This window comes from Rhodococcus sp. SGAir0479, assembly GCF_005484805.1.
In the GTDB taxonomy this organism is placed as follows: domain Bacteria; phylum Actinomycetota; class Actinomycetes; order Mycobacteriales; family Mycobacteriaceae; genus Prescottella.
Genome location: NZ_CP039432.1, coordinates 2,684,724 through 2,709,401, shown reverse-complemented (window position 1 = coordinate 2,709,401; position 24,678 = coordinate 2,684,724). Strand labels below are relative to the sequence as shown.

Genomic DNA, 24,678 nt, shown 5'->3' with positions numbered 1-24,678 from the left:
TCGGTGGCCATCACCGACATCAACGAGTTCGCTCACCTCACCGACAACGACATCGAAGCCCTCGGCCGTGAACTGGACGAGATCCGCCGTGACGTCGAGGAGTCGCGGGGGCACCGCGACGCCCGCTACATCCGGCGGGTGATCCGGCTGCAACGCTCCCTCGAACTCGGCGGGCGCGCAGTGCTCTTCGGCAGCCGCCGCCGGCCCGCATGGGTCGCGGGCACGGCGATGCTCTCGCTCGCCAAGATCATCGAGAACATGGAACTCGGGCACAACGTGATGCACGGGCAGTGGGACTGGATGAACGATCCGGAGATCCACTCCACCACCTGGGAGTGGGATCAGACCGGGCCGTCGGAGCACTGGAAACGCGCCCACAACTATTCGCACCACACCTACACCAACATCGTCGGGATGGACGACGACGTGGGATTCGGGATCCTGCGGATGACGCGGGACGAGAAGTGGCGTCCGATCAACCTGCTCCAGCCCGTCGCGAACGTGATCCTCGCGGCCGGGTTCGAGTGGGGCATCGCGCTGCACGACCTCAAGGCGCAGAAGGTGCTCGAGGGCGTCGACCCGATGCAGTGGAATTCGGCTCCCAACAAGGAATTCGCGATCAAGATCGCGCGTCAGGTCGGCAAGGACTTCGTACTGTTCCCGGCGCTGACGGGCCGGGCGTGGAAGCACACGCTGACCGCGAACGCGACGGCCAACCTGGTGCGCAACCTGTGGGCGTACGCGGTGATCTTCTGCGGGCACTTCCCGGACGGCGCCGAGAAGTTCACCGCCGAGCAGTTCGAGACCGAGACCCGCGCGCAGTGGTACCTGCGGCAGATGCTCGGCAGCGCCAACATCGACGCCGGCCCGGTGATGGGTTTCCTGACCGGCAACCTGAGCTACCAGATCGAGCACCACCTGTTCCCCGATCTGCCGTCGAACCGGTACCCGGAGATGGCGGTGCGGGTGCGGGCGCTGTGCGACAAGTACGACCTGCCGTACACCACCGGACCGCTCAGCCGGCAGTACCTGCTCGCGCTGCGCACCATCCACAAGCTCGCCCTGCCGGACCGTCTGCTGAAACGCACCTCCCACGACGCTCCCGAGACCTCGTCCGAGCGCAAGTTCGACGCCACCGGCTCCCGGATCGGGGAGGCGCTGCGGGTCGACCCCGACACCGGACGCCGGCGGGGGCTCCTGTCGGCGCTGCGCGCGCACGCCGACGCACGGGTGCAGCGGCGCCGAGCGGGCCGACGGCCGGCGGAAGTGATCTGACCCACAGTAACGTGGACTTAACCTACGGTGTCGTAACTTACGGTACGGTAGGGCCCGTGGCGATTACAGACATCAAGGAGTACGCGCATCTGACGGATGCCGATGTCGAGGCGCTCGGACGCGAACTCGACGCCATCCGCCGTGATGTCGAGGAGTCCCGGGGTGAGCGCGACGCGCGCTACATCCGCAACACCATCCGACTGCAGCGGGGGCTGGAGATCGGGGGCCGCGCGGTGCTGTTCGGCAGTCGCAAGCGCTCGTTGTGGTGGCTCGGCACCGGCATGCTGGGTGTCGCGAAGATCATCGAGAACATGGAACTCGGGCACAACGTGATGCACGGGCAGTGGGACTGGATGAACGATCCGGAGGTCCACTCGGCCAACTGGGAGTGGGACAACGTCGACCCGTCGGCCCACTGGAAGCAGACCCACAACTACCTGCACCACAAGTACACCAACATCCTGGGCATGGACGACGACGTGGGCTACGGCCTGCTGCGCGTCACCCGCGACCAGCGGTGGCAGCCCTTCAACTACGGCAACCTGGCGTACAACGCGCTGCTGGCGTTGCTGTTCCAGTACGGCGTCGCCATCCAGCACCTCGAGCTCGGCAAGGTGGCCAAGGGTCGCGACGATCGCGCCGAGACCAAGCGCAGGCTGCGCGAGGTCGGCGAGAAGATCGGCAAGCAGGTCGCCAAGGACTACGTGGTGTACCCGGCGCTCACCGGTAAGGCGTGGAAGTCGACGATGACGGCCAACGCGACCGCGAACGTCATCCGAAACCTGTGGACCAACGCGGTGATCTTCTGCGGCCATTTCCCGGACGGTGCCGAGAAGTTCACCAAGGCGGACGTCGAGAAGGAGACGCACGCGGAGTGGTATCTGCGGCAGATGCTCGGTAGCGCCAACATCTCCGGCGGTCCCGTCATGGACTTCATGACCGGCAACCTCAGCTACCAGATCGAGCACCACATCTACCCGGACCTGCCGTCGAACCGGTACGCCGAGATCGCCGTCAAGGTGCGCGCCCTGTGTGAGAAGTACGACCTGCCGTACACGACCGGGCCGTTGCCGGTGCAGTACGCCAAGGCGTGGCGCACCATCGCCAAGTTGTCGCTGCCGAACAAGTACCTCAAGGACACTGCGGACGATGCGCCCGAGACGGCGTCGGAGCGCAAGTTCGGGGGCAACACCACCGCGAGCATCGATCCGGCCACCGGCCGGCGGCGCGGGCTCGGCTCCGCAATCGCGGCGTCGAGGAAGCGACGGGGACTGCGCGCGTTGCTGTCGCGGTAGACGAGGACCTGCGAAGAACTCACGAGGCCGTCGCGGCGCACCGGACCCCGTCCGGCGCCGCGGCGGCCTCGGCCGTTGCTGTCTCGCTGCCCCGCCCGGTGCCGTCCCGGTTCGGGACTCGCCGACACGGACCGGTAACCTCGACCCCACAGCCGAGACCGCGCTGCCGGGACAGCCCGTGCGCGTTTTCGGCCCTCTCGGCAGCAGAATCCGAGAGAACTATGCCTCGCAAGAGAGAACACACCCAGCGGTACGCCGATGCTCTGGCGGCCCTGGCCACCGTCACCCGTCGCGCGACGGCCGTGGTCGATCACGGTGACGACTACGCGATCAGGGTGGACTTCGTGTTCGGCCGGTACCTGCTCGCCACCAACACCGACGCGGGGCTGAGCGACGACCCCGACTCCGAGAGTTGGTGGACCGTCCGCTTCTTCGACACGGGCGGTGACGGCGCGGATCCGAGCAGTGGTGCCACCCCGATCGCCGAGGCGCGGGCCGAGTGGCTCGCGGACGCGTTCGACGCCGTGGTGGCCACCCTTCGCGCCGCCGGCAACTGGACCGACTCCGCCACGGCCGGAGCCGAACCGTAGCCGAATTCGGTGGACGATTCACGGTCGCCGGACCTGTCCGCGGTGAGAGAGTGGACAGGGAATTTCCGGTCCACATCCCGGTCCACATCGTCTGGCGAACGGAGCGCGCGATGGACTCGTTCTGGGACTACTTTTGGCTCGTCTTCGCGTGCTTCGCGTTCGCGGCGTACGTGATGGTTCTGTTCTCGATCCTCGCGGACCTGTTCCGGGACCACCGCACGTCGGGCTGGGTGAAGGCCGTGTGGGTGTTCTTCCTGTTCGTGCTGCCGGTCCTCGGGGAGCTGATCTACCTGATCGTGCGCGGTCGCGGAATGGTCGAGCGATCGGCGCAGGCCGCCCGCGGCTACCGCGAGGCCGAGGACGCGTACATCCGCGACGTCGCCGGGTCCTCGCCGGACCGGGACCTCGCGACGGCGCAGACGCTGCTGGACACCGGTGTGATCAGCGAAGACGAGTACCGCGTTCTCGCCGACCGCGCCCGCGGCGCCGACTGAGGCGCCCGCTCTCGATCCGGGTGGACTGTCCGGTGGGAGGGACATCGTATTGACGCCGCGGTGACCGCGACGAATGGTGGTGCCCGTCACACTGATCGAGAGAAGGGCGCCCCATGACCATCGCAGGCCTGCACACCGACTCGGTGTCGGCGACCCCGGACCCGTTCGCCCCGGCAACCCTGGGGCCGGTTCGACTGCGCAACCGCATCATCAAGGCCGCCACGTCAGAGGGGCGGTCCCCCGAGGGTCTCGTGACCGACGACCTGATCGACTTCCACCTGGGCTTCGTGCGGGGCGGCGTGGGCATGACCACCGTGGCGTACTGCTGCGTCGCGCCGGAAGGGGCGAGCGCCCCGGGCCAGATCCTGATGAGCCACAAGGCGCTTCCGGGTCTGCGCCGGCTGACCGACGCCGTCCACGACGCGGGCGGCGCCATCGCGGCCCAGCTCGGTCACGCCGGCGTGGTGGCGTCGAAGAAGATCACCGGGGTGACGGCGATGTCGCCGAGTCGGGTGATCAACCCCTCGTCCCTCGAATACTGCCGGGAGATCACCCCGGCGGAGATCCGCCGGGTGATCGATCAGTTCGGGGACGCGGCGGCGATCGCCGTGGAGGCCGGCTTCGACGCGGTGGAACTGCACTTCGGCCACCTCTACCTGCCGAGCTCGTTCTTGAGCCCGCTGCTCAATCGCCGCAAGGACGAGTACGGCGGCACCATCGACAACCGGTCCCGGCTGGTGCGGGAGATCGCCCAGCGGGTGCGTGAGGTCGTCGGCGACCGGATCGCGGTGACCGCGAAGATCAGCATGGACGACGGCATCCGCGGCAGCATCTGGCTGTCGGAATCGCTTCGGACGGTGCAGCTCCTCGATCAGGACCGGAACCTGGACGCGATCGAACTGACCCAGGGGTCGTCGTTCTTCAAGCAGATGTACCTGTTCCGCGGCGACGTCCCCGTCGACGAGTTCGCGGCGGTGATGAAGGAGCCGTTCAAGACCGGAGTCCGGCTGTTCGGCAAGCGCGCGCTGGGTACCTACCCGTACGAGGACCTGTACATGCTGGAGTCGGCTCGCCAGTTCGTGCCGGTCGTGACGAACACGCAGCTGATCCTGCTGGGCGGCATCAACGACTACGAGCACATCGCGACCGGCATGCGGGAGGGCTTCGGCTTCGTCGCGATGGGGCGGGCGCTGCTGCGCGAACCCGATCTGATCGACCGCATCCGGGCGGACCACACCGTCACCGGCCGCTGCAACCACAACAACAAGTGCATGTACACCGTCTACGGGCGCACGCACTGCGTCCTCGACCCGGACAGCACGCACGGCGGTGCCGGATCCACCGCGCCCGCCTCGTTCGCCGCGGACCGGTCGAAGGAGCTCCCGATCACCCCTGCCTGAGCGGGTACCGGCGAGACCCCGCAGGTCTCCTCGCGACGGGCGAGCGCCCGCACCGGAAACCGGTGCGGGCGCTTCGTGTCCAGAGGAGGGGACCGGTCACCACCCGGGCGCGCCGACGACCGGGACGTTGACGTAACTCGGCTCGGCGGGGTCGATCAGCAGCCGCTGCGGCTTCAGCCCCGACGCCTGCAGGTCCGGCAGCATCGGCAGGTAGCGCGGGAAGCTCGCCGCCGCGATGTCCACGCGGAGCCGGTGGCCGGGCGCCAGCTTCGCCTCGGTGCCGTTCAACCCGATCTCGAGAACCAGCGGCACCCCCGGGGCGACCGTTCGCTTGCTGTCCGCATGCAGGTCCGCGACCGGGACGGTGTACGCACCGGACGCGTCCTTCTCGCTCCTCGACTCGTCGAGCGCTGCGCGCGACGACAGCAGCGCCCCGTTGGTGAGGACCGTCGAACGGCCGTCGGGGGCCACGTCGTTGACCGTCACCGACCAGAAGCCGTCGGCGCCGTCGGTGGTGGTGAGCAGATGCACGGCGAGCGGTCCCGAGATCTCCGTCGCCTCGGTGACCGGGGCGGTGGTGAAGGTCAACGCCTCGGCCTCGGCGAACCGGGCGTCCTGCGTGCACGCCGATCCGAGGATGGCGCCGAAACCGGCGGTGCCCTGCGCGGTGTCGCGGGAACAGGCTCCCCGCAGACCCGGTGCCACGCTGTGCGTGCTCGCGGCGGCGGGCGCCTGCGTGGTCAGTGAGCCGTCGACGACGGCGTGCGGTGCGGAACCCGACGGTGTCCCGTTCAGATACAGGCGCTGGTGTGCGGCGCCCGCCCGCGGGAACTGCGAGGCGGTGATCCAGCCGTCCCCCTGCCGGTACAGCGTGGCGGGTCCGTACCGGTCGATACCGTTGTCGATCCCCTTGAGCCACTTGTGAAACCACGCCCGCTCGAGGACGTCCAGCCGCGGCGGCGCGCCCTCCCGGCCGTGCCCGAGCCCCGGGTTGAGGTGGTAGCCGTTGCCCATCAGAAGCTGCTTCTGCCCGGCCGGCAGCTGCAGCCGATCGAAGATGCGCGATTCGCCGCGTCCGAAGATGTCGTGCCAGCCGCCGGTGACGAACGTGGGGACCTGGATGCGCTCGATGTCGGCGGCACGGACGTCGTAGAAGGGTCCGTCGTCGGCCGCCTCACCGCCCCCGTTCAGGACGGCGTCGAACATCTGCGGGAACATCACCGCCGGGTCGGCCAGCCGGTCGGCGAGCCACTGCGGATCGAACTCTCCGCGCAGCAGCGAGTCGACCGGTGCGAACTTGAGGCCGTTGACCGCCACCAGCCACGCCGGCATGAACCCGGCGCCGAACGCACCGCCGGTGGCGACGATCTCGCGGGCCAGGTCCTCCGAGGGCTCGACCGGGAAGATGGCCTTCAGCCCCTGCGGCTGCTTGTCGGCCGCGTGCAGGCTGTTGATCGCGGAGTACGAGACGCCGGCCATGCCGAACGTGCCGTCCGACCACGGCTGGGTGCGGGCCCAGTCGAAGACCTCGACGGTGTCTCGCTGCTCGCGCTCGCCCAGCACGTCCCAGGCGCCCTGCGAGTAGCCGGTGCCGCGCACGTCCACCACCACTTGGACGTAACCGTTCCGGACGAGGTCGCGGTTGACGCCGAACGTACGCAGCAGCCCGCCGCCCAGCCCGCCCGTGAGTTCGGTGAGCCCGTCGAGGGGGGTGCCGGACAGGTCGGCCGCGCCCAGCTGGTCCAACGCCTCTCCCAGCACCGGATGCGCGGCAGCGGCGTCGGCGAGCGCCGGGACCAGACGCGTGTACGGGGTGAGGTTGAAGACCGTGGGCAGCGCATCGGCGACGGCCCGCCCGGACGCGTCGGCCGGACGGTAGACGCTCGCGCGGAGCACGACGCCGTCGCTCATCCGGATCGGGACGTCCTCGTCGACGGCGATGTCCGGGTACCGGTCGGGCCCGTCGGTCGTGGCCGTCCACGCCCGCCCGGCGTCGCCCCCGGTGGGGTCCGCGGACGCGACGGCCGGTCCGGCGGTGAGGCCGAGCACCACCGCCGTGCCGGCGGCGAGCGCGACGGTGCCTCGGCGCAGGAGTGCGCCCGGACGCGGGCGCGAAAGAGTTCGCAAGGGTGTGCCTCCCGGTTCGACGACGAACGGATCAGTGATCCGGGGCACACCCTAATGCTTGTTACCGAACGGTAGGTACTGCGGGTACCAGGTACTCGCGCTACGACCAGGATTCGTTCGACATGAGCGCGACCAGCAGCCGCCGCACCGCCTCGACTCGCCCCGCGGACTCACCGGTGAGGGTGTCGAGCGCGCACTCGGGGTCGGCCGGCGGACCCAGATGGGTGCACCCGCGCGGGCAGTCCTCGGCGGCCGCGGCCAGGTCGGTGAACGCGCCGACGACGTCCTCGGGGGAGATGTGCGCGAGCCCGAACGACCGGATGCCGGGGGTGTCCACCACCCAGCCGCCGCCCGGCAGCGGCAGCGCCACCGACTGCGTGGAGGTGTGCCGGCCCTTGCCGACCCCCGACACCACGCCCGTGGCCCGCTCCGCGTCCGGGACCAGCCGATTGACCATCGTCGACTTGCCCACACCCGAGTGGCCGATGAGCGCCGTGAGCCGGCCCGCGAGGATCTCGGTCACGGGTTCGATGGGGTCGTCCCGGCCGGCGACCACCACGGGGACGTCGAGATCGGCGAACGTGGCGGCGAACTCGTCCGGGGTCGCCAGATCGCTCTTCGTCAGGCACAGAATCGGTTTCAGCCCGCCCACGTACGCCGCGACGAGCGCGCGTTCGACGAACCCGGTGCGCGGCGGCGGATCGGCCAGCGCGACGACGATCAGCAGCTGCTCGGCGTTGGCCACGACGATGCGCTCGAACGGATCGGTGTCGTCGGCGGTGCGGCGCAGCACGGTCTCGCGATCCGCGACCCGGACGATGCGCGCCAGCGTGTCCGGCTTCCCCGACAGGTCGCCGACGACGCTCACCTTGTCACCCACCACGATCGGGGTGCGCCCGAGTTCGCGGGCCCGCATGGTGACGACGGGGCGGTCCGGATCGCCGCCCAGCACGACGCCCCAGCGGCCCCGGTCCTTCGAGACCACCATGCCCTCGGCGGCATCGGCGTGCTCGGGCCGATTCTTGGTCCGCGGACGCGATCCCTTGCCCGGACGGATCCGGACGTCGGACTCGTCGTACTGCCGGCGGCTCAGGACAGCGCCTCCTGCTCGGCGGAGGCGGGCCGGCCCAGCATTGCCGCCCAGAGGTTCTCGAAGCCGGGCAGCGTCTTCGCGGTGGTGCCCACGTCCTCGATGTCGACGCCCTCGACCACCAGGCCGAGGATCGCGCCGGCCGTCGCCATGCGGTGATCGGCGTACGAGTGCCACCGGCCGCCGTGCAGCGGACGCGGCTCGATGCGCAGCCCGTCGGCGGTCTCGGTCACCGCGCCGCCCAGCTTGTCGATCTCGGCGGTCAGTGCGGCCAGGCGGTCGGTCTCGTGGCCGCGCAGGTGCGCGATGCCGCGCAGCACCGACGGCCCGTCTGCGAGCGCCGCGAGCGCGGCGACCGTGGGGGTGAGCTCGCCGATGTCGTGCAGGTCGATGTCGATGCCGCGCAACGACTTCGGACCGGTGACCGTGAGGGTGCCGCGCTCCGTGCGGACGTCGGCGCCCATGTCGGTGAGAATGCCGCGGATCGCGTCACCGGGCTGGGTCGTGCGCGACGGCCACAGCGGCACCCGCACGGTACCGCCGGTGACCGCGGCCGCCGCCAGGAACGGCGTCGCGTTCGACAGATCCGGTTCCACGACCCGATCGACGGGCGCGATCTCGCCCGGCAGCACCCGCCACGTGTCGGCGTCGCCGCTCTCCCCGGGCGTCAGCACGACCACCCCGGCCTCGCGCAGCATCTCGACGGTCATGTCGATGTGCGGCATCGACGGGAGGGAGCCGCCCTGGTGACGGACGGTGACGCCCTCGTCGAAACGGGCCGCCGACAGCAGCAGTCCCGATACGAACTGCGACGAGCCGGATGCGTCGATCGTCACGGTGCCGCCGCGCAGTGCGCCGCGGCCACGGACGGTGAAGGGGAGGGCGTCGCCGGTGATGTCGGCACCCAGCCCGCGCAGCGCCTCGAGAATCGTGCCGAGCGGCCGGGTGCGCGCCTGCTCGTCGCCGTCCACCGCGACGGTGCCGTCGGCGAGTGCGGCCACCGGAGGCAGGAAGCGCATCACCGTGCCGGCGAGACCGCAGTCGACGGCGCCCCCGGTCATCGGTGCGGGGACGACGTGCAGGGTCGTGCCGGTGGCGGCGTCGGGTGTCGCGGTGATCGTCACCCCGAGGGCCTGCAGGCCCCGGATCATCAGGTCGGTGTCGCGGCTGCGCAGCGCGCCCGTGATCGTGGAGGGCCCGGACGCGAGCGCCGCGAGGACGAGCGCGCGATTGGTGATCGACTTCGATCCGGGCAGCGTCACTGACGCATCCACGGGGGCTTCGGCTCGGGGCGCTCTCCACAGGCTGTCACGACTCACCCGTCCATCTTCGCCTATGCGTGAGTGCGGTGCGGCAGCCGTGCCAGCATGGGAGGCGAAGGCCATCGGGGCCGAGGCCGGACGGGCGGCCCGGCGGAAGGAGTGCGCAGGCATGTGCGGCAGGTATGCGACGACGGCCGACCCGGCGACGCTCGCGGTCGAACTCGACGCCGTGAACGAGACGGGGGAGCCCGGCGGGCCCGATGCCGCGGCGGACTACAACGTCGCGCCCACCACCCCGGTCCTCACGGTCGTCGCCCGGCACGACGGCGGTGACCCCGAGTCGCCCGTCACCCGTCGCATCCGCCGCATGCGCTGGGGACTGGTGCCGTCGTACGCGAGCGATCCCGGCCGCGGCGCACCGCTGTTCAACGCCCGCTCCGAGACCGTCGCCACCAAGCCGGCGTTCAAATCGTCGCTGCGCTTCCGGCGCTGCCTGGTCCCGATGGACGGCTGGTACGAGTGGCAGACCGAGCCCGGTGCGGACGGCAAGGCGGCCAAGGCGGCGTACTACATGTCGCGCGGCGACGGGCAGCGGCTGTTCATGGCCGGGCTGTGGTCGGTGTGGCACGACCCGAAGGCGCCGACGAACCCGCCGCTGCTGTCCACCACGATCCTGACGACCGACTCGGTGGACCAGCTGGCGAACGTGCACGATCGGATGCCGCTGATCCTGCCGCCCGAGCGGTGGGACGCGTGGCTCGACCCGGACAGCCTCGGCCACCCCGACCTGATCCGACCGAGCCTCGAATCCGTCGCGGCCGTCGATGTCCGGCGCGTCTCACCGCGGGTGAACAGCGTGCGCAACAACGGTCCCGACCTGCTCGCCCCCGACACCGGGGAACGGGTGGGGGAGCAGATCAGCCTGCTGTGACCGCCGTCCGCGACGCCAGCCCGGTCACGTCGGCGACCAGCTCGAGCGACCGCATCCACGCGTCCCGCTCGGGCGCCGACGACACGACCATCAACTCGTCGGCGCCGGTGCGGTCGGCGAAGCCGTCGAGGTAGTCCCGCACGACGGACGGGGTGCCGACGGCGGTGTATCGGACCATCGCCTGGATCTGCCGGCCGGCGGGCGCCTCGAGGATCATGTCGGCCTCCTCGGGGGTGAACGTGCGGCCGCGGCCCACGAACAGCCCGACACGCTTGCGCTTGGTCTCGAGGAACAGTCGCTGGGCCTCGTCTTCAGAGTCGGCGGCGATGACGTTGACGGCCGCGATCACGTACGGCTCGGCGAGTTGCGCCGACGGCCGGAACTCGCGCCGGTAGATCGCGATGGCGTCGTGCAACGCGTCCGGCGCGAAGTGCGACGCGAACGCGTACGGCAGCCCCAGCGCTGCGGCCAGCCGGGCGCCGAAGAGCGAGGACCCGAGGATGTACAGCGGCACGTCGGTGCCGCGGCCCGGCGTCGCCTCGATACCCGGGATGCGCGAGGGCCCGGTGAGGTAGCCCTGCAGTTCCAGGACGTCCTGGGGGAACGACTCCGCCGAAGCGGGATCGCGGCGCAGCGCGCGCATGGTCTGCTGATCGCTGCCGGGCGCGCGTCCCAGGCCCAGGTCGATCCGGCCGGGATGCAGTTCGGCGAGCGTGCCGAACTGCTCGGCGATGGTCAGCGGCGCGTGGTTGGGCAGCATGATGCCGCCCGATCCGAGCCGGATCCGCTCGGTGTGCGCGGCGACGTGCGCGATCAGCACGCTCGTCGCGGACGACGCGATCGACGGCATGTTGTGGTGCTCGGCGTACCAGATCCGGTGGTAGCCCCAGCGTTCCGCGTTCCGGGCCATCGCCACGCTGGCGCGGAAACTGTCGCCGGCGGTCTCGTCGGAGCCGATCTGCGCGAGGTCGAGGATGGAGATGGGCAGGGACAAGCCAGTCACGCCGGACACCGTCTTTCGTTCGTCGAAGAGTCTTCCCCGGGGGCAACAGTCGAAGCCCGCCGCAGATTCCGCCGCGGCCCGCCCAGTCGGCTCAACCGGCAGTGATCTCGGCGACGACGGCGCCGGTGAGCCGCACCAGATCCTGCGGCGCCACCTCGATCTCGAGTCCGCGGCGGCCCGCGCTGCACAGCACCCGGTCCCAGCCGAGGGCTGTGGCGTCGATCACGGTGGGCAGCCGCTTGCGCTGGCCGAGCGGGGAGATCCCGCCGAGCACGTACCCGGTCGAGCGTTCGGCGTCGGCCTGCTCGGCCATGGTGGCCTTGCCCGCACCGATCGCGGCGGCGGCCGCCTTGAGCGAGAGCTTCGACGGCACCGGCAGCACCGCGACCGCGAGCTTGCCCGCGTCGGTCTTGATCACGAGGGTCTTGAGGATCTGCGCCGGCTCCACCCCGAGCTGACCGGCCAACGAATCGACGGCCTCGTCGCCGTACGACGCCGCCCGCGCGTCGTGGTCGTACGCGTGGATCCGGTGCGGCACCTTCTCGTTGTCGAGCAGCTTCGTTGCGGGAGTCGAGGTTCCGGCCATGCCGACGACTCTGCCACGGCGCGACCGGGGGCCGATCGCCCGGTCGGGCCGGGCACCCCACCCCGGCGCCGACGGTCACCGGCACCGGGAACAGACCGCGGACGTCGGCTGTTGAACCGTGCCGAGAGCTGCATCGGCGAAGGGAGTGGTTCGTGCCCGTGTTGTGCCCAGAACGTGTTCGTCCGGTGGGCGAGGTCCGACCGGTGACCGGATCGCACCCGGTCGCGGCGGCCGGCTTGGCGGTAGCCTTGACCCCTACGGCGAGCGAAGGGACCAGCGTGCGAGGCGACCACGAACCCGGGAGCGGTCCCGGGGGTGACGGGCCGGAGCCCGACGACCTGCTGACCGAGCGGTTCGAGCGCGACGCGCTGCCGCTCCTCGATCAGCTGTACGGTGCTGCGTTGCGGATGACGCGCAACCCGGCCGACGCCGAGGACCTGGTGCAGGAGACGTACGTCAAGGCGTACTCGGCGTTCCGCTCCTTCAAGGAGGGAACCAACCTCAAGGCGTGGCTCTACCGGATCCTCACCAACACCTACATCAACTCCTACCGCAAGAAGCAGCGTCAACCGGCGCAGTATCCGACCGACGAGATCACCGACTGGCAGCTCGCCGCGACGGCCGAGCACTCGTCGACCGGCCTGCGGTCGGCGGAGGTCGAGGCGCTCGACGCCCTGCCCGACGACGACATCAAGGCGGCGTTGCAGGAACTTCCCGAGGAGTTCCGGATGGCCGTCTACTACGCCGACGTCGAGGGATTTCCGTACAAGGAGATCGCGGAGATCATGGGTACGCCCATCGGCACCGTGATGTCGCGGCTGCATCGGGGGCGCAAGCAGTTGCGCGGACTCCTGGCCGACGTCGCCCGGGAACGTGGATTCAACCGCAAGGGTGCCGTCGACGCGGCCGAGCGCAGCGGTGCAGCGGAGCAGGAGGTTACCCGGTGAACGGGGAGAACGAATTCGAGCAACTGGACTGCTCGGCGGTGATCGCCGACGTGTGGCTCCTCCTCGACCGCGAGTGCGACGAGCAGTCGCGTGCCCGCATCGAGCAGCACCTCGAGCACTGCGGCGCGTGCTTCGAGGCGTACGGGATCGAGGCGAAGGTCAAGAAGCTCATCGGGCGCAAGTGCGGCGGCGAGCACGCCCCGGCCGGGCTGCGCGAGCGCCTGTCCATCGAGATCCGGCGCACCGTCATCCTCACCGAGACCGACCTGGTGGTCGATCGGGATGCCGACGACTGACCGCCACCCGGCGGATGCTCGCGAACGACATCGGGGGCCGACAAGCGATGTGCTTGTCGGCCCCCGATTCGTACGTCGTGCGCCTCAGGCGTTGGGACGCTTGCCGTGGTTGGCGGCGTTGCCCTTGCGGCTGCGCTTCTTACGACCACGCTTACCCATGAGTAGCTCCTTCTGTGTTCGAACTCGAGTTCGTCCTAGTGTTTCACGTGTGGTTGGCTGTGGTTCCATTGGCTGGTCCGCGACCGTCCGCGAAGAGTGAGGTGCCAGGTGGCAGAAGATGTGCGCGCCGAGATGGTTTCGACCGTCTACCAGGTGGTTGTGAGCGCAGGCGAGGAAGTCGTCGAGGGAGACACCCTCGTGATCCTCGAGTCGATGAAGATGGAAATCCCGGTCCTCGCGGAGGTCGCGGGCAAGGTGACCTCCGTCGACGTGAAGGTGGGCGACGTCATCCAGCAGGGCGACCTGATCGCCACCATCGGCTGACCCCGACCTGCGATTCGGAGCCTGGCACATGTCGACGCTGAGCGACCTGCTCGCCGAGCACACCGACCTCCCGGGAAACGCGGTCGATCACCTGCAGCAGGTGGTGGGCGAATGGCAGTTGCTCGCGGACCTGTCCTTCGCCGACATCCTGCTGTGGGTGGCGACCGAACGCCACGACGACGGTGACGCCGACGCCGAGCCGGGCTCGGTGGTGTGCGTCGCGCAGTGCCGGCCCACCACCGCGTCTACCGCCTTCCCCGAGGACGCCGTCGGATCGGTGGTGTCCGAGTCGGAGCACCCGCAGGTACTCCGGGCCCTGCTCGACGGCGAGATCGTCACCGAGGTGGACCACGAGTGGCGGGGCGGGACCCCGCTGCGCCGCGAGGCCGTGCCCGTGCGCTGTGACGGCGAGGTCATCGCGGTCCTGAGCCGCGACACCAACCTCGCCCAGCAACGGGCGCAGAGTCCCCTCGAGATCGCCTACCTCGACTGCGCGGCCGACCTGTGCCAGATGATCAGCGAGGGCACGTTCCCCAATCCGGAATCGCGGTCGGACACCAATTCGAGTCCCCGTGCGGGCGACGGCTTCATCCGCCTCGATCCGCAGGGGCGGGTCGTGTACGCGAGCCCCAACGCGCTCTCGGCGTACCACCGGATGGGTCTCAACACCGACCTGGTGGGCAAGGATCTGGCGGCCACGACGCACTCGCTCATCACCGATCCGTTCGAGTCCCAGGAAGTCGCCGACTACATCAGTGGCACCGTCGCCGGCCGCCTCGGGCACCGCATGGAAATCGAGGCCCGCGGCGCGATCGTGCTGTTGCGGGCGCTGGTGCTCAAGCCCCACGGCACCGTCGTCGGCGCCGCGGTCGTGATCCGCGACGTCACCGAGGTCAAACGCCGGGACCGCGCCCTGCTCAGCAAGGACGCGACGATCCGCGAGATCCACCACCGGGTGAAGAACAACCTGCAGACGGTGGCGGCGCTGCTGCGGCTGCAGGCCCGCCGCACCGGGAACGAGGAGGCGCGGCAGGCACTGAGCGAATCCGTGCGCCGCGTGACCTCCATCGCGCTGGTCCACGAGACGCTGTCGATGTCGGTGGACGAGGAGGTCGATCTCGACGAGCTCGTCGATCGGCTGGTGCCGATCCTGGCGGACGTCGCGTCGGTCAACATGCCCATCCAGATCCGGCGCGAGGGCAGCCTCGGGGTGTTCGCCGCCGAACGGGCCACGCCTCTGGTGATGGTGCTGACCGAGCTGGTCCAGAACGCGATCGAGCACGCTTTCGATCCGGGCCTGCCCGGAACCGTGTACCTGCGCGCGGACCGGTCCGCGCGCTGGCTCGACGTCGTGATCCACGACGACGGGCGCGGGCTGCCCGAGGGGTTCAGCCTCGAGAAGTCGGACCGCCTGGGCCTGCAGATCGTGCGCACGCTCGTCGACGCCGAACTCGGCGGCTCGCTGGGATTGCACCCGTCCCCGGACGGCGGCACCGACGCGGTGCTCCGGGTGCCGCTGGGCCGGCGCGCCCCGCGCTCCTGATCGGCGCCCGTTCGACCACACCGGTTTTCGACTGCGCCCCCGACGACACCGTCGAACGACGAAGGCCCGGCACCTTGCGGTGCCGGGCCTTCGTGGTCGACCGTGGAGATCAGACAGCGGTGCGCGCGCGGGTGCGAGCGTTACGGCGCTTGAGGGCGCGACGCTCGTCCTCGCTCATGCCGCCCCAGACGCCCGCGTCCTGACCGGACTCGAGAGCCCACGACAGGCACTCCGCGGTCACGGGGCACCGGTTGCACACCACCTTGGCATCAGCGATCTGCGCGAGGGCCGGGCCGCTGTTTCCCACCGGGAAGAACAGTTCGGGGTCCTCGTCGCGACAGATTGCCTTGTGGCGCCAGTCCATCCTTCTACTCCTTAAACGTGGGTGCGAACGTCGGTGCGCGACGCACCGTTATGTATTCACAAGTTCACGGGTGCTTACTCGGAAGTTTCAGCACTGTTACTTGTGAATGCTTTCACGAACCCTGGGGAAGTCAATAGAAACCGGCGACACCGTGGGGAAGCTCACTCGGTTAGGTTGCCCTTCCTGGGCCCCTGTCCTTTGTACACCCACCTGCGGGTATGCGCACGCCATCTGGGCAAACTGGTCAACGGTGCAGCCGAACGGACGGTTGGAAACGCCCAATCGAGCGTTCGATTCGGGATAGAAGCCGGTGGATCCGGCTCAGTGCGCCGGCGGTGCGACCACGGTGAGTGCGTCGGCCACCGCGGTGAATGTCACATCGGATCGGACGCCGATATAGTCGCCGTCCATTTGCAGTCCGATCGGAGCGGTGGCACGGATTCGGATATGGGAAACGTCGTCGAATCGAATCAATGAATGTGATTTGGGCGATAATCCGGCGGCAAGTAGTTGACGAACGACACGCAAACTGGGAAGGACGCGCATCGTCCGCATGGCGAAGAGTCCGAGCCCCGTCTCGAAGCTCGTGCCCGGATTCGTGTGCACCTCACGCCTGTTCAGGTACGTCCACGGCGTGGAGTTCGACACGAAGGCGTAGTGGACGCCGTCCACCGGGTCGTGGCCGGGGACGTGCACGGTCAGCGTCGGGTCTTCGCGGCGGGCCCGGAAGAAGGCGCGCACCGCGTGCCGCACGTACCGTCCCGGGGTGACTGCCTGACCGTTGCTGCGGCCGGTGTCGACGGCCTCGCACACCTGCGCGTCGAGGCCCATGCCCGCGTTGAAGGTGAACCAGCGGTTGTCGCAGTGGCCCAGGCCGATCGTCCGACGACGGCGCAGCGCGAGCAGGTCGATCAGCTGATTCGTGGCGTCCACCGGATCCGGCGCGATTCCGAGCGAGCGCGCGAACACGTTGGCCGACCCGCCCGGCACCACCGCGACGAGCGGGATCGGCCCGGCCGGGACCGTCCGCATCGACTTGGGGTGCGGTTCGCCGAGCAGTCCGTTGACGACCTCGTTCACGGTGCCGTCGCCGCCGTGGACGATGATCAGCGCGATGCTGTCGGCGCGGGCCTGAGCGGCCAGTTCGGCGGCGTGCCCCCGGTGCGTCGTGTGCGCCACCGTCAGTCGCACGCGGCTCGACAACGCGTGCGCGAGCAGGTCACGCCCCGCAGGCGTGGTGGAGGTGGCGTTGGGATTGACGATCAGCAGCGCGCGCACGGGGCATCAGCCTAGCCGGGTCTCGGCGGTGTATAGGCTGGCTGCGTGTCGAACCAGCCTGCGTCCACCCCGATTCCCAGCACGGTCCGCGGGGCCGGTGCCCTCGTCGCGCTCGAGGGTGCGATCGCGGTGGGGTTCACCCTCGTCCTGGTCGTGCGCGGCCTGACGGGCGCCGATCAGAGCGTCGTCAACGGCTACGGGACCGCGGCGTGGTTCGCGATCCTGGGCGGCGCGGTGCTGGCGGCCGGCGTGGCCCTGTTCCTCGGTCACCGCTGGGGCCGGACCATCGCGCTGGTGGCGCAGCTGCTGCTCCTGCCCGTGACCTGGTACATCTTCACGTCGCACCGGGTGATCTACGGCATCCTGCTCGGCATCGTCGTCGTCGGCGCCCTCGTGCTCCTCTTCTCCGGCAGCACGTCGCGGTGGATGGCGGCCGGCTACGGCGCGCCGGACGCCCCGTCCGACGAGGACTGAGAGGCCAGCGCCGCGAGCGCGTCCCCGCTGAGGCGGTAGGTGGTCCACTCGTCCTGCGCGTCGGCACCGAGTGATTCGTAGAACCCGATCGACGGGGTGTTCCAGTTCAGGACCGACCACGCCAGCCGGGTGTAGCCGTGTGCGACGCATTCGGCGGCGAGCGTCGCCAGCAGCGCCGTGCCGTAGCCCGCGCCGCGGTGCGCGGGGGTGACGTAGAGGTCCTCCAGGTAGATGCCGTGGACCCCGTCCCAGGTCGAGAAGTTGCGGAACCAGATCGCCGTCCCCACCACCTGCGGACCCGAATCCGTGACGACCTCCACGACGTGTGCGAACACCGCCGGGTCGGGGCCGAACAGCGCCGCCTCGAGCTGGGCGGGCACCACGGTGCACTCGTGGCGCGCCTTCTCGTACTCCGCGAGTTCGTAGACGAGACCGGTGACGGCCTCGACGTCGGCGGGCGTGGCGCGGCGGATGACGGCGGACTGGGCGGAGCTCACTCCACACCTGCTTTCGGGGTGACGTTGTGGGTGACGATGGTGCGGAAGCCGTGCTCGTAGCTCAACACGGTGTGCGCGGCGGGGGAGAGCAGGACGCGGCGTCCCTCGGAGACGGGCTGCTCGATCCAGCGGGCGATGAGGGCGCGGGAGAAGTGCCCGTGCCCCACCAGGACCACGTCCCGGTCGGCCAGTGCGGCCTCGCACGTGTGGACGACCATGTCGGCGCGGGAGGTCACCATCTCGTGGGTCTCACCGCCCGGACAGGGGTGCGTCCACACGGTCCAGTGCGGAACCAGTTCCCGGATCTGCGGTGTGGTCAGTCCCTCGTACTCGCCGTAGTCCCACTCGCCGAGGGCGTCCCACCGTCGATCGCCGACGAGTCCGGCGAGTGCCGCCGTGACGTGCGCCCGACGACGCGGGCTCGTGACGACCAGCGGGTCGCGTAGTCCCAGGTCGGCCAGCAGCGTCCCGGCCGCGCGGGCCTGCTCGGTGCCGCGCTCGGTGAGGGGCACCTCCGTCGTGCCGGTGTGCCGACCGAGCCTGGCCCACTCCGTTTCTCCGTGCCTCAGCAGGACGAGCCGACGGTCGGGTGTGGTCATGGATTCATCATGCCGGGTGACCCGGAACCCTCGCGTTCGGGCCTCGAGTGCGCAAGGATCGACGCCGTGACGACGGTACTGGCTGTAGCGAATCAAAAGGGTGGGGTAGCCAAGACCACGACGGTCGCCTCGTTGGGGGCCGCCCTCGTCGACCTCGGTCGACGGGTGCTCGTGGTCGACCTCGATCCGCAGGGATGTCTGACGTTCTCGTTGGGGCACAACCCCGATCGTCTCGACGCGTCGGTGCACGACGTGCTCACGGGAGACGTGCCGGCGAAGGACGTGCTGCTCGAGACGAGCGAGGGGGTGACGCTCCTGCCGGCCACGATCGACCTGGCCGGGTCGGAGGCGCTGCTGCTGATGCGCCCGGGGCGGGAGTTCACGTTGAAGCGGGCCCTCGCGCCGCTCCTCGACGACGTCGACGTCGTCCTCGTCGACTGCCCGCCGTCGCTGGGGGTGCTCACGCTTAACGGACTCACCGCGGCGCAGCAGGTGCTGGTACCGCTGCAGTGCGAGACGTTGGCGCACCGCGGGGTGGGGCAGCTGCTGCGCACCGTCTCCGAGGTGCAGCAGATCACCAATCCCGACCTGGTTCTGTTGGGGGCGCTGCCCACGCTGTACGACGCCCGCACGACCCACAGTCGGGACGTGCTCTCGGACGTCTCGGACCGCTACGACCTTCCGGTTCTCGCGCCACCGATTCCGCGCACCGTGCGCTTCGCCGAGGCGTCGGCCTCGGGGGCCACGGTCCTGGCCGGCCGCAAGAACAAGGGTGGCGAGGCGTATCGCATGCTGGCACAGAATCTTTCGGCGTACTGGTCCGGGGAGGCCGAACTGGCCACGTTTTCGCCGTACGAGGGCACGTCCTGACTGCGGTCGCGCTCAGTTCAGCCATTCGCGGGCGGCGGTCACCAGCGCGGTGATCCCGACCGTGACGGTGGGCTCGATCACCGGGGCGTAGTACGGCGAGTGATTGGGCGGCAGGTCCGGTGTGGTGCCGTCCGCGGCCGCCTTCGCGAAGATCTCGGGGTCCGCGCCGCCGAGGATCCAGTAACAGATCGGTGCGCCCGACGCCGTGGCGAACACGCCGACGTCCTCGCTGGCCGCTCCGGGCCCCGGATCGACGACCTTGTCCGCGCCGAACCGGCTGCGCAGCGCCGCGACGGTCCGGGCGACCGTATCGGCGTCGTTGACCAGGACCGGGAACGTGTCGATCGTCGAAATCTCCGGTGTCGCAGGAGCATCGGACGCCCGGGCCTCCGCCTCGACGATCCGGGTGATCGTGTCGAGCACGCGGGTCCGCACGTCGGCGTCGTACGTGCGGATGTTGAGTTTCAGCTCGGCGCGGTCGGGAATCACGTTGGCTTTGGTGCCGGCCTGCAGTGCGCCCACGGTGACCACGACGGTCTCGGTGGCCGCGACGGTGCGCGAGACCACCGTCTGCAGACGCATCACCGTCGCGGCGGCCATGACCACCGGATCGACGGACTGCTCCGGCATCGACCCGTGCGATCCGGTGCCGTGCAGGACCACCTGCAGCGAGTCGGCGCCCGCGAACGCCGGGCCGGGGTGCGCGGCCAGCATTCCGGCCGGGAGCGGGGCAACATGTTGCCCCAGAACCACATCGGGTGTGCCGAACCGGTCGAACAGCCCGTCGTCGACCATCGCTTGCGATCCGGATCCGAGTTCCTCGGCCGGCTGGAACACCGCCAGCACGGTGCCCGACCACGAGGACTTGTCACTCGTCAGCTCCTGCAGGGCGCCCAGCAGACAGGTCACGTGCATGTCGTGACCGCACGCGTGTGCCACCGCAACGTCGTTGCCGTCCGGGTCGGTTCCGCGGGCGGTGCTGGCGTAGGGCAGTCCCGTCTTCTCTTCGACCGGGAGCGCATCCATGTCGGCGCGCAGGAGCACGGTGGGTCCGTCGCCGTTGCGGACGAGTCCCACCACACCGGTACCGCCGACGCCCGTCGTGGTGTCGATGCCCCACTCGACCAGCCTGTCGGCTATCCGCCGCGCGGTGCGCGTCTCGGCGAACGACAGTTCGGGGTGGCGATGCAGATCGCGGTAGAAGTCCGCGAGCCAGGACGGCGAAGTCGACGAGTCGCTGGGTGCCATGACGCAACCTCGGTCGGTCGGAGACGATTGCGGTCAGCCTACGGTCTCAGCGTACGGGCCGACGGTCACCGGCACCGCCGGATCAGCGGAGCGCGACGACCTCGTCACCGCGCTGTTCGAGCACGACGTCGCCGACGACGGCGGTCGCGACGGGACCGGTGACGTCGTCGCGGGTGAAGGGGATGCGCCGCTGCGGGGCGCCGTTCGTGGGGTCGAGGACCGCGATGCCGTCGGGCATCGGGACGAGCAGTGAACCCGCCATGATGGTGCCGGGGCCGAGTGCGCCGGCGGCCGCCGTCCAGCGCGGCGCCAACTCGCTGGTCGAGAGCGCGATCAACTCCGACCCGGTCCACCACGTGAACACCCCGCCGTTGCGGGCGGCGGTGGCGTCGGCGGTCACCGGCCCGGTGACCGGATGCGACGCGACCTCGGTGCCGGTGCCGTCGTAGACCGCGATCCGCTGGCCGCCGGCCGGACCGGCGGGCAGGTACACGGCGGTGCGGTCGCCCGACGCCGCGATGAGTCGGGCACCGGACCCGCGGGCGCCCACGACACTCGACCCGAATTCCTTGGGTTCCTGGTTGTCCTTGGGCGCCGCGTCGAGCACGGTGAGGCGAGGTCCGGGATCGTCGGGGCAGCTCAGCAGCACCGACACCCGGGTGCCGCCGGCCGCGGCCGAGTCGAGGTCGCATCCGGGACGGGGCTGCTTGCCCGCGTTGACGGGGGCGTCGACGCGCCCGAACTCGAGCGTGCGCACGAGGTCCGAACGCCACAACTCCATCCGGGTCGCGCCGCGGGAGACGACGTACGTGCCGTCGGAGGAGAGCGTGACCTCGTCGTCGGCGTCGCTGGAGCGCTGGGCCTTGCGTGCCCCGGACGCGCCGTCGAGTTGCGTGACCTGGCTGCACCCGCGCTGGTCGCGGTAGGCGGCGACCGCGGTGCCCCACGCGCCGATGGTGCCGCACAGCGGCATGTTCCGCTGATAGCGCCAGAGTTCGGCGCCGGTCGTGCGGTCTCGGCCGGTGACGGTACCGCCCTCGGCGGTGACGACGGCGCCGCCGGCGACCACGGGCGCCGACGTCGCGGCACTGGAGGCGCGCCAGATCTGGGACAGCGAGTCCGGCGGCGCCGCGGCCGGGGCGGCCTCGGCGGCCGGGACGTCCGCGGTGATCGAGGTGGTTCCCCGGGCGTCGCTCCGGAACCAGACGACGGCCACGGCCACCGCGACGACGATCGCGATGGCCGCGGCGACCGCGACGTCCAGGCGGGTACGACGCTCGGGTGCCAGCACGAGTGGCAGATTACCCGGACCGGTGCGGGCCTACTCGGCCGCCGCGGCCACGCTCACCGGCGCGGATTCGGGCTGACCGGACGCTGCGGCGCCCGAACGGCGACGCCGGCGGCGGCGGCGCGGTGCGGTCGACGACTCGTCGGTGGCCGGTCCGGCCGTGGGTGCGCTGTCGGCGGCGGCCTGCTGCCCGGTGCCGGTCGCGGCGCCCTCGGCGGCCGCTCCGGTCTTGCCGCCCCGCGTGCGGCGGCGGACCCGGTCACGCTTGGGAGCGGACTTCTCGTCGTTCTTCGCGGGGGCCGCGCCGTCCTCGGCGGGACGCTCGGCGCGCGGCTTGCGGATCGTACCCTTGGCGTCGGCCGGGATCCCCAGGTCCTCGTACAGGTGCGGCGAGCTCGAGTAGGTCTCGACCGGATCCGGCACGCCCAGCGCGAGGGCCTTGTCGATCAGCTGCCAGCGCGGAACGTCGTCCCAGTCGACCAGGGTGATCGCGGTGCCGGTGCGGCCCGCACGGCCGGTGCGGCCGATGCGGTGCACGTAGGTCTTCTCGTCCTCGGGGCACTGGTAGTTGATGACGTGGGTGACGTCGTCGATGTCGATGCCGCGGGCCGCGACGTCGGTGGCCACCAGCACGTCCACCTTGCCGCTGCGGAAGCCGGCGAGCGCCTTCTCGCGGGCGATCTGGCCGAGGTCGCCGTGCACGGCACCGACCTTGAAGCCGCGCTCGTTGAGGTCGTCGGCGACCTTCTGCGCGGTGCGCTTGGTGCGGGTGAAGATCATCGTGGCGCCGCGGCCCTCGGCCTGCAGCACGCGGGCGACCATCTCGGCCTTGTCGAGCGCGTGCGCACGGTAGATGTGCTGGGTGGTCCGCTCGTGGACGGCGGACGAATCCGGCTCCTCGGCGCGGATGTGCGTCGGCTGCGTCAGGAAGGTGCGCGCCAGCGTGATGATGGGGCCCGGCATGGTGGCCGAGAACAGCATCGTCTGGCGACGGTCGGGAACCATGCCGAGAATGCGCTCGATGTCGGGCAGGAACCCGAGGTCGAGCATCTCGTCGGCCTCGTCGAGGACGAGGACGCCGACCTTGCCGAGGATCAGGTGACCCTGGTTGGCGAGGTCGAGCAGACGGCCCGGGGTGCCGACGACGACGTCGACGCCCTTGCGGAGCACGTCGATCTGCTGCTCGTACGGGCGACCGCCGTAGATCGAGAGCACCTGCAGCGGCTTCTTCCCGGCCTTCAGGTACTTGGCGGCGTTCTCCAGGTCCTGGGTCACCTGGATGCACAGCTCACGCGTGGGGACGATGACGAGGGCGCGGGGAGTGCCGTCGAGCGGAGTGGTGCCGGAGTCTGCGGTGGAGACCCGGTGCAGGAGCGGAATGCCGAAGCCGAACGTCTTGCCCATGCCGGTGCGGGCCTGACCGATGAGGTCGTCGCCGGCGAGCGCCAGCGGGAGCGTCAGCTCCTGGATGGCGAAGGTGCGTTCGATGCCGATCTCACCGAGGGCCCGGACGATCTCGTCGCGGACGCCCAGCTCGGCGAACGTGGGCGGGGTGTGGGTGGTGTCCAGCTGGGCCGAGAGCGTCGTCTCGGTCGCGGCGTGGTTGCTGTCTTCGTGGTCGATCGTGATCTTGCTCAGGGAACTGGCCTTCCTCGTATCGGCACGCACGCACGAGGTAAGGGGCCCGGCCGGGACTCGGCCGATGTCGATGCCCTCTTGCGTCGGGACCACCGGGCCGTCGTGTCGGGCCATTGCATCAGCGCGGAGACCGTGTCGGTCTCGGCGAGCATCGGTGGGCGCCGTCGATCAGGTGCGCGCACATCATCTTGGGGAGATTCGCGTCCGGTTCGCGTTCGAATGGCTCGAATCGTGTTCGAATTCCGGTTCGGGGCATCCGTTCCGCAATCACGAACCGTGTATGCAACTACGGTCTCCCGACGCAATTGTAGCGGGCGTAACGATCGAACAGCGCGGGGGAATGGCAAATATCACCGTCGTGTCGCGTCCGGCGAGGTGGGCGGGGCCGGGCACGGATTAGGCTGTGCCCCCATGGGAGCCGATTCGCCAACGTCGTCCGTGCCGACCATCGCCGCCGATCACCCGGGGGTGGCAGAGCTGTTCGCGGTGCTCGCGTACGGCGAGATCTCGGCGTTCTACCGGCTGGCCGAGGACGCACGGATGGCCCCCACGCTGCAGGGACGGGTCGCGTTCGCCAGTATGGCGGCCGCTGAGATGGCGCACTTCGAGATGCTGCAGAACGCGCTCACCGAGCGGGGCCTCGAGGTCTACTCGGCCATGGAGCCGTTCGTGCGCGCGCTCGACGCCTACCACGCGTCCACCGACCCCTCGACGTGGCTGGAATCGCTGGTCAAGGCGTACGTGGGAGACGGTATCGCCGCGGATTTCTACCGCGAGATCGCGCACTCGCTCGACCCGGCGGTCGGCGGCACCGTCCGCGAGGTCCTCGCCGAGGTCGGGCACTCGGAGTTCGTCGTCCACGAGGTCCGCGCGGTGGTGAGCGCCAGCAAGACCGAGAAGGACCGGCTGATGCTGTGGGGCCGACGGTTGCTCGGCGAGGCCATCACCCAGGCGCAGTTCGTGCTGGCGCAGCGGGAGGTCCTCACGGACCTGGTCATGACTGCGACCGGCAGTCTCAACGGGGTCGCGGCGCTGTTCGACAACATGCAGGCCAAGCACGCCGAGCGGATGGCGGTGCTGGGCCTGGTGTGACACGGGCC

At 70.2% G+C, this 24,678-nt stretch carries 26 protein-coding genes; 13 read left to right on the top strand and 13 right to left on the bottom strand.

Annotated features, from left to right (window positions below):
- Nucleotides 1-3: 3 nt before the first annotated feature.
- The 5 genes from E7742_RS12685 to E7742_RS12665 all read left to right on the top strand — a co-directional run bounded on the left by E7742_RS12685 (nt 4) and on the right by E7742_RS12665 (nt 5,054).
- On the top strand, nt 4-1,275 hold the full coding sequence (locus E7742_RS12685; protein ID WP_137799265.1) for a fatty acid desaturase family protein: 1,272 nt from the start codon (nt 4-6) through the stop codon (nt 1,273-1,275).
- A gap of 56 nt (nt 1,276-1,331) precedes the next feature.
- Nucleotides 1,332-2,570, top strand: a complete 1,239-nt coding sequence (locus E7742_RS12680; protein ID WP_137799264.1) for a fatty acid desaturase family protein — start codon at nt 1,332-1,334, stop codon at nt 2,568-2,570.
- A gap of 221 nt (nt 2,571-2,791) precedes the next feature.
- Nucleotides 2,792-3,160 carry a hypothetical protein gene (locus E7742_RS12675; RefSeq protein ID WP_137799263.1) on the top strand — a complete coding sequence of 123 codons (369 nt, stop codon included), beginning with the start codon at nt 2,792-2,794 and terminating at the stop codon, nt 3,158-3,160.
- Nucleotides 3,161-3,270: 110 nt separating this feature from the next.
- Nucleotides 3,271-3,654, top strand: coding sequence for a PLD nuclease N-terminal domain-containing protein (locus E7742_RS12670; RefSeq protein WP_137799262.1), 384 nt, complete (start codon nt 3,271-3,273; stop codon nt 3,652-3,654).
- A gap of 113 nt (nt 3,655-3,767) precedes the next feature.
- A complete protein-coding gene (locus E7742_RS12665) occupies nt 3,768-5,054 on the top strand; it encodes an NADH:flavin oxidoreductase (protein ID WP_137799261.1) in 1,287 nt (428 codons plus the stop codon).
- 96 nt (nt 5,055-5,150) lie between these two features.
- Here the strand turns inward: E7742_RS12665 and E7742_RS12660 are convergent, their stop codons facing one another.
- From E7742_RS12660 to aroA, 3 genes are all read right to left on the bottom strand, one after another.
- Nucleotides 5,151-7,181 (bottom strand): CocE/NonD family hydrolase, encoded by a 2,031-nt coding sequence (locus E7742_RS12660; protein WP_254698994.1) that lies wholly within the window; start codon nt 7,179-7,181, stop codon nt 5,151-5,153.
- Nucleotides 7,182-7,281: 100 nt separating this feature from the next.
- The gene (gene rsgA, locus E7742_RS12655; protein ID WP_441346921.1) at nt 7,282-8,325 is read right to left on the bottom strand and encodes a ribosome small subunit-dependent GTPase A; all 1,044 of its coding nucleotides are present in this window, start codon (nt 8,323-8,325) and stop codon (nt 7,282-7,284) included.
- Complete coding sequence (aroA, locus tag E7742_RS12650; RefSeq protein ID WP_254699319.1) at nt 8,271-9,608, bottom strand: 3-phosphoshikimate 1-carboxyvinyltransferase; 1,338 nt, start codon at nt 9,606-9,608, stop codon at nt 8,271-8,273. Before aroA ends, rsgA begins: the two co-directional genes overlap by 55 nt.
- Nucleotides 9,609-9,702: 94 nt before the next feature.
- On the opposite strand from aroA, the gene E7742_RS12645 reads away from it, so the two are divergent.
- Nucleotides 9,703-10,464, top strand: a complete 762-nt coding sequence (locus E7742_RS12645; protein ID WP_137801191.1) for an SOS response-associated peptidase — start codon at nt 9,703-9,705, stop codon at nt 10,462-10,464.
- Here the strand turns inward: E7742_RS12645 and E7742_RS12640 are convergent.
- Nucleotides 10,451-11,458, bottom strand: a complete 1,008-nt coding sequence (locus E7742_RS12640; RefSeq protein WP_137801190.1) for an LLM class flavin-dependent oxidoreductase — start codon at nt 11,456-11,458, stop codon at nt 10,451-10,453. The two genes, E7742_RS12645 and E7742_RS12640, sit on opposite strands and share 14 nt — an antisense overlap.
- A gap of 100 nt (nt 11,459-11,558) precedes the next feature.
- Nucleotides 11,559-12,053 (bottom strand): Cys-tRNA(Pro) deacylase, encoded by a 495-nt coding sequence (gene ybaK, locus E7742_RS12635; protein WP_137799259.1) that lies wholly within the window; start codon nt 12,051-12,053, stop codon nt 11,559-11,561.
- A gap of 278 nt (nt 12,054-12,331) precedes the next feature.
- On the opposite strand from ybaK, the gene E7742_RS12630 reads away from it, so the two are divergent.
- Both E7742_RS12630 and rsrA read left to right on the top strand, forming a co-directional pair.
- On the top strand, nt 12,332-13,000 hold the full coding sequence (locus tag E7742_RS12630) for a sigma-70 family RNA polymerase sigma factor (protein ID WP_175420477.1): 669 nt from the start codon (nt 12,332-12,334) through the stop codon (nt 12,998-13,000).
- Complete coding sequence (rsrA, locus tag E7742_RS12625; protein WP_137799258.1) at nt 12,997-13,296, top strand: mycothiol system anti-sigma-R factor; 300 nt, start codon at nt 12,997-12,999, stop codon at nt 13,294-13,296. Before E7742_RS12630 ends, rsrA begins: the two co-directional genes overlap by 4 nt.
- A gap of 84 nt (nt 13,297-13,380) precedes the next feature.
- Here the strand turns inward: rsrA and E7742_RS23880 are convergent, their stop codons facing one another.
- Entirely contained in the window at nt 13,381-13,455 is a 75-nt protein-coding gene (locus E7742_RS23880; protein ID WP_022597109.1) for a 50S ribosomal protein bL37, read from the bottom strand.
- Between the two features lie 108 nt (nt 13,456-13,563).
- On the opposite strand from E7742_RS23880, the gene E7742_RS12620 reads away from it, so the two are divergent.
- Both E7742_RS12620 and E7742_RS12615 read left to right on the top strand, forming a co-directional pair.
- The gene (locus tag E7742_RS12620) at nt 13,564-13,779 is read left to right on the top strand and encodes a biotin/lipoyl-binding carrier protein (RefSeq protein ID WP_137799257.1); all 216 of its coding nucleotides are present in this window, start codon (nt 13,564-13,566) and stop codon (nt 13,777-13,779) included.
- 28 nt (nt 13,780-13,807) lie between these two features.
- A complete protein-coding gene (locus E7742_RS12615; RefSeq protein ID WP_137799256.1) occupies nt 13,808-15,322 on the top strand; it encodes a sensor histidine kinase in 1,515 nt (504 codons plus the stop codon).
- Between the two features lie 109 nt (nt 15,323-15,431).
- Here the strand turns inward: E7742_RS12615 and E7742_RS12610 are convergent, their stop codons facing one another.
- Nucleotides 15,432-15,686 (bottom strand): WhiB family transcriptional regulator, encoded by a 255-nt coding sequence (locus tag E7742_RS12610; protein ID WP_127914467.1) that lies wholly within the window; start codon nt 15,684-15,686, stop codon nt 15,432-15,434.
- A 321-nt stretch (nt 15,687-16,007) separates the two neighbouring features.
- Nucleotides 16,008-16,964: a diacylglycerol/lipid kinase family protein gene (locus tag E7742_RS12605; protein WP_137799255.1), complete on the bottom strand. Its 957-nt coding sequence runs from the start codon at nt 16,962-16,964 to the stop codon at nt 16,008-16,010.
- 45 nt (nt 16,965-17,009) lie between these two features.
- Here E7742_RS12605 and E7742_RS12600 point away from each other — a divergent pair, with 45 nt between their 5' ends.
- Nucleotides 17,010-17,438 carry a hypothetical protein gene (locus tag E7742_RS12600; protein ID WP_137799254.1) on the top strand — a complete coding sequence of 143 codons (429 nt, stop codon included), beginning with the start codon at nt 17,010-17,012 and terminating at the stop codon, nt 17,436-17,438.
- On the opposite strand, the gene E7742_RS12595 is transcribed toward E7742_RS12600, so the two are convergent.
- On the bottom strand, nt 17,402-17,935 hold the full coding sequence (locus E7742_RS12595; RefSeq protein ID WP_137799253.1) for a GNAT family N-acetyltransferase: 534 nt from the start codon (nt 17,933-17,935) through the stop codon (nt 17,402-17,404). The two genes, E7742_RS12600 and E7742_RS12595, sit on opposite strands and share 37 nt — an antisense overlap.
- Complete coding sequence (locus E7742_RS12590) at nt 17,932-18,534, bottom strand: acid phosphatase (protein ID WP_137799252.1); 603 nt, start codon at nt 18,532-18,534, stop codon at nt 17,932-17,934. Before E7742_RS12590 ends, E7742_RS12595 begins: the two co-directional genes overlap by 4 nt.
- Nucleotides 18,535-18,600: 66 nt before the next feature.
- Here E7742_RS12590 and E7742_RS12585 point away from each other — a divergent pair, with 66 nt between their 5' ends.
- On the top strand, nt 18,601-19,404 hold the full coding sequence (locus E7742_RS12585) for a ParA family protein (RefSeq protein ID WP_137799251.1): 804 nt from the start codon (nt 18,601-18,603) through the stop codon (nt 19,402-19,404).
- Nucleotides 19,405-19,416: 12 nt separating this feature from the next.
- On the opposite strand, the gene E7742_RS12580 is transcribed toward E7742_RS12585, so the two are convergent.
- The 3 genes from E7742_RS12580 to E7742_RS12570 form a co-directional block, all read right to left on the bottom strand.
- Nucleotides 19,417-20,652, bottom strand: a complete 1,236-nt coding sequence (locus E7742_RS12580; protein WP_137799250.1) for an amidohydrolase — start codon at nt 20,650-20,652, stop codon at nt 19,417-19,419.
- Nucleotides 20,653-20,734: 82 nt separating this feature from the next.
- Nucleotides 20,735-21,943: an Rv3212 family protein gene (locus tag E7742_RS12575; RefSeq protein ID WP_137799249.1), complete on the bottom strand. Its 1,209-nt coding sequence runs from the start codon at nt 21,941-21,943 to the stop codon at nt 20,735-20,737.
- A 30-nt stretch (nt 21,944-21,973) separates the two neighbouring features.
- Nucleotides 21,974-23,608: a DEAD/DEAH box helicase gene (locus E7742_RS12570; RefSeq protein WP_137799248.1), complete on the bottom strand. Its 1,635-nt coding sequence runs from the start codon at nt 23,606-23,608 to the stop codon at nt 21,974-21,976.
- Between the two features lie 381 nt (nt 23,609-23,989).
- Between E7742_RS12570 and E7742_RS12565 the strand changes: the two genes are divergently transcribed.
- Complete coding sequence (locus tag E7742_RS12565; RefSeq protein ID WP_137799247.1) at nt 23,990-24,670, top strand: ferritin-like fold-containing protein; 681 nt, start codon at nt 23,990-23,992, stop codon at nt 24,668-24,670.
- The last annotated feature ends 8 nt before the right edge of the window (nt 24,671-24,678 follow it).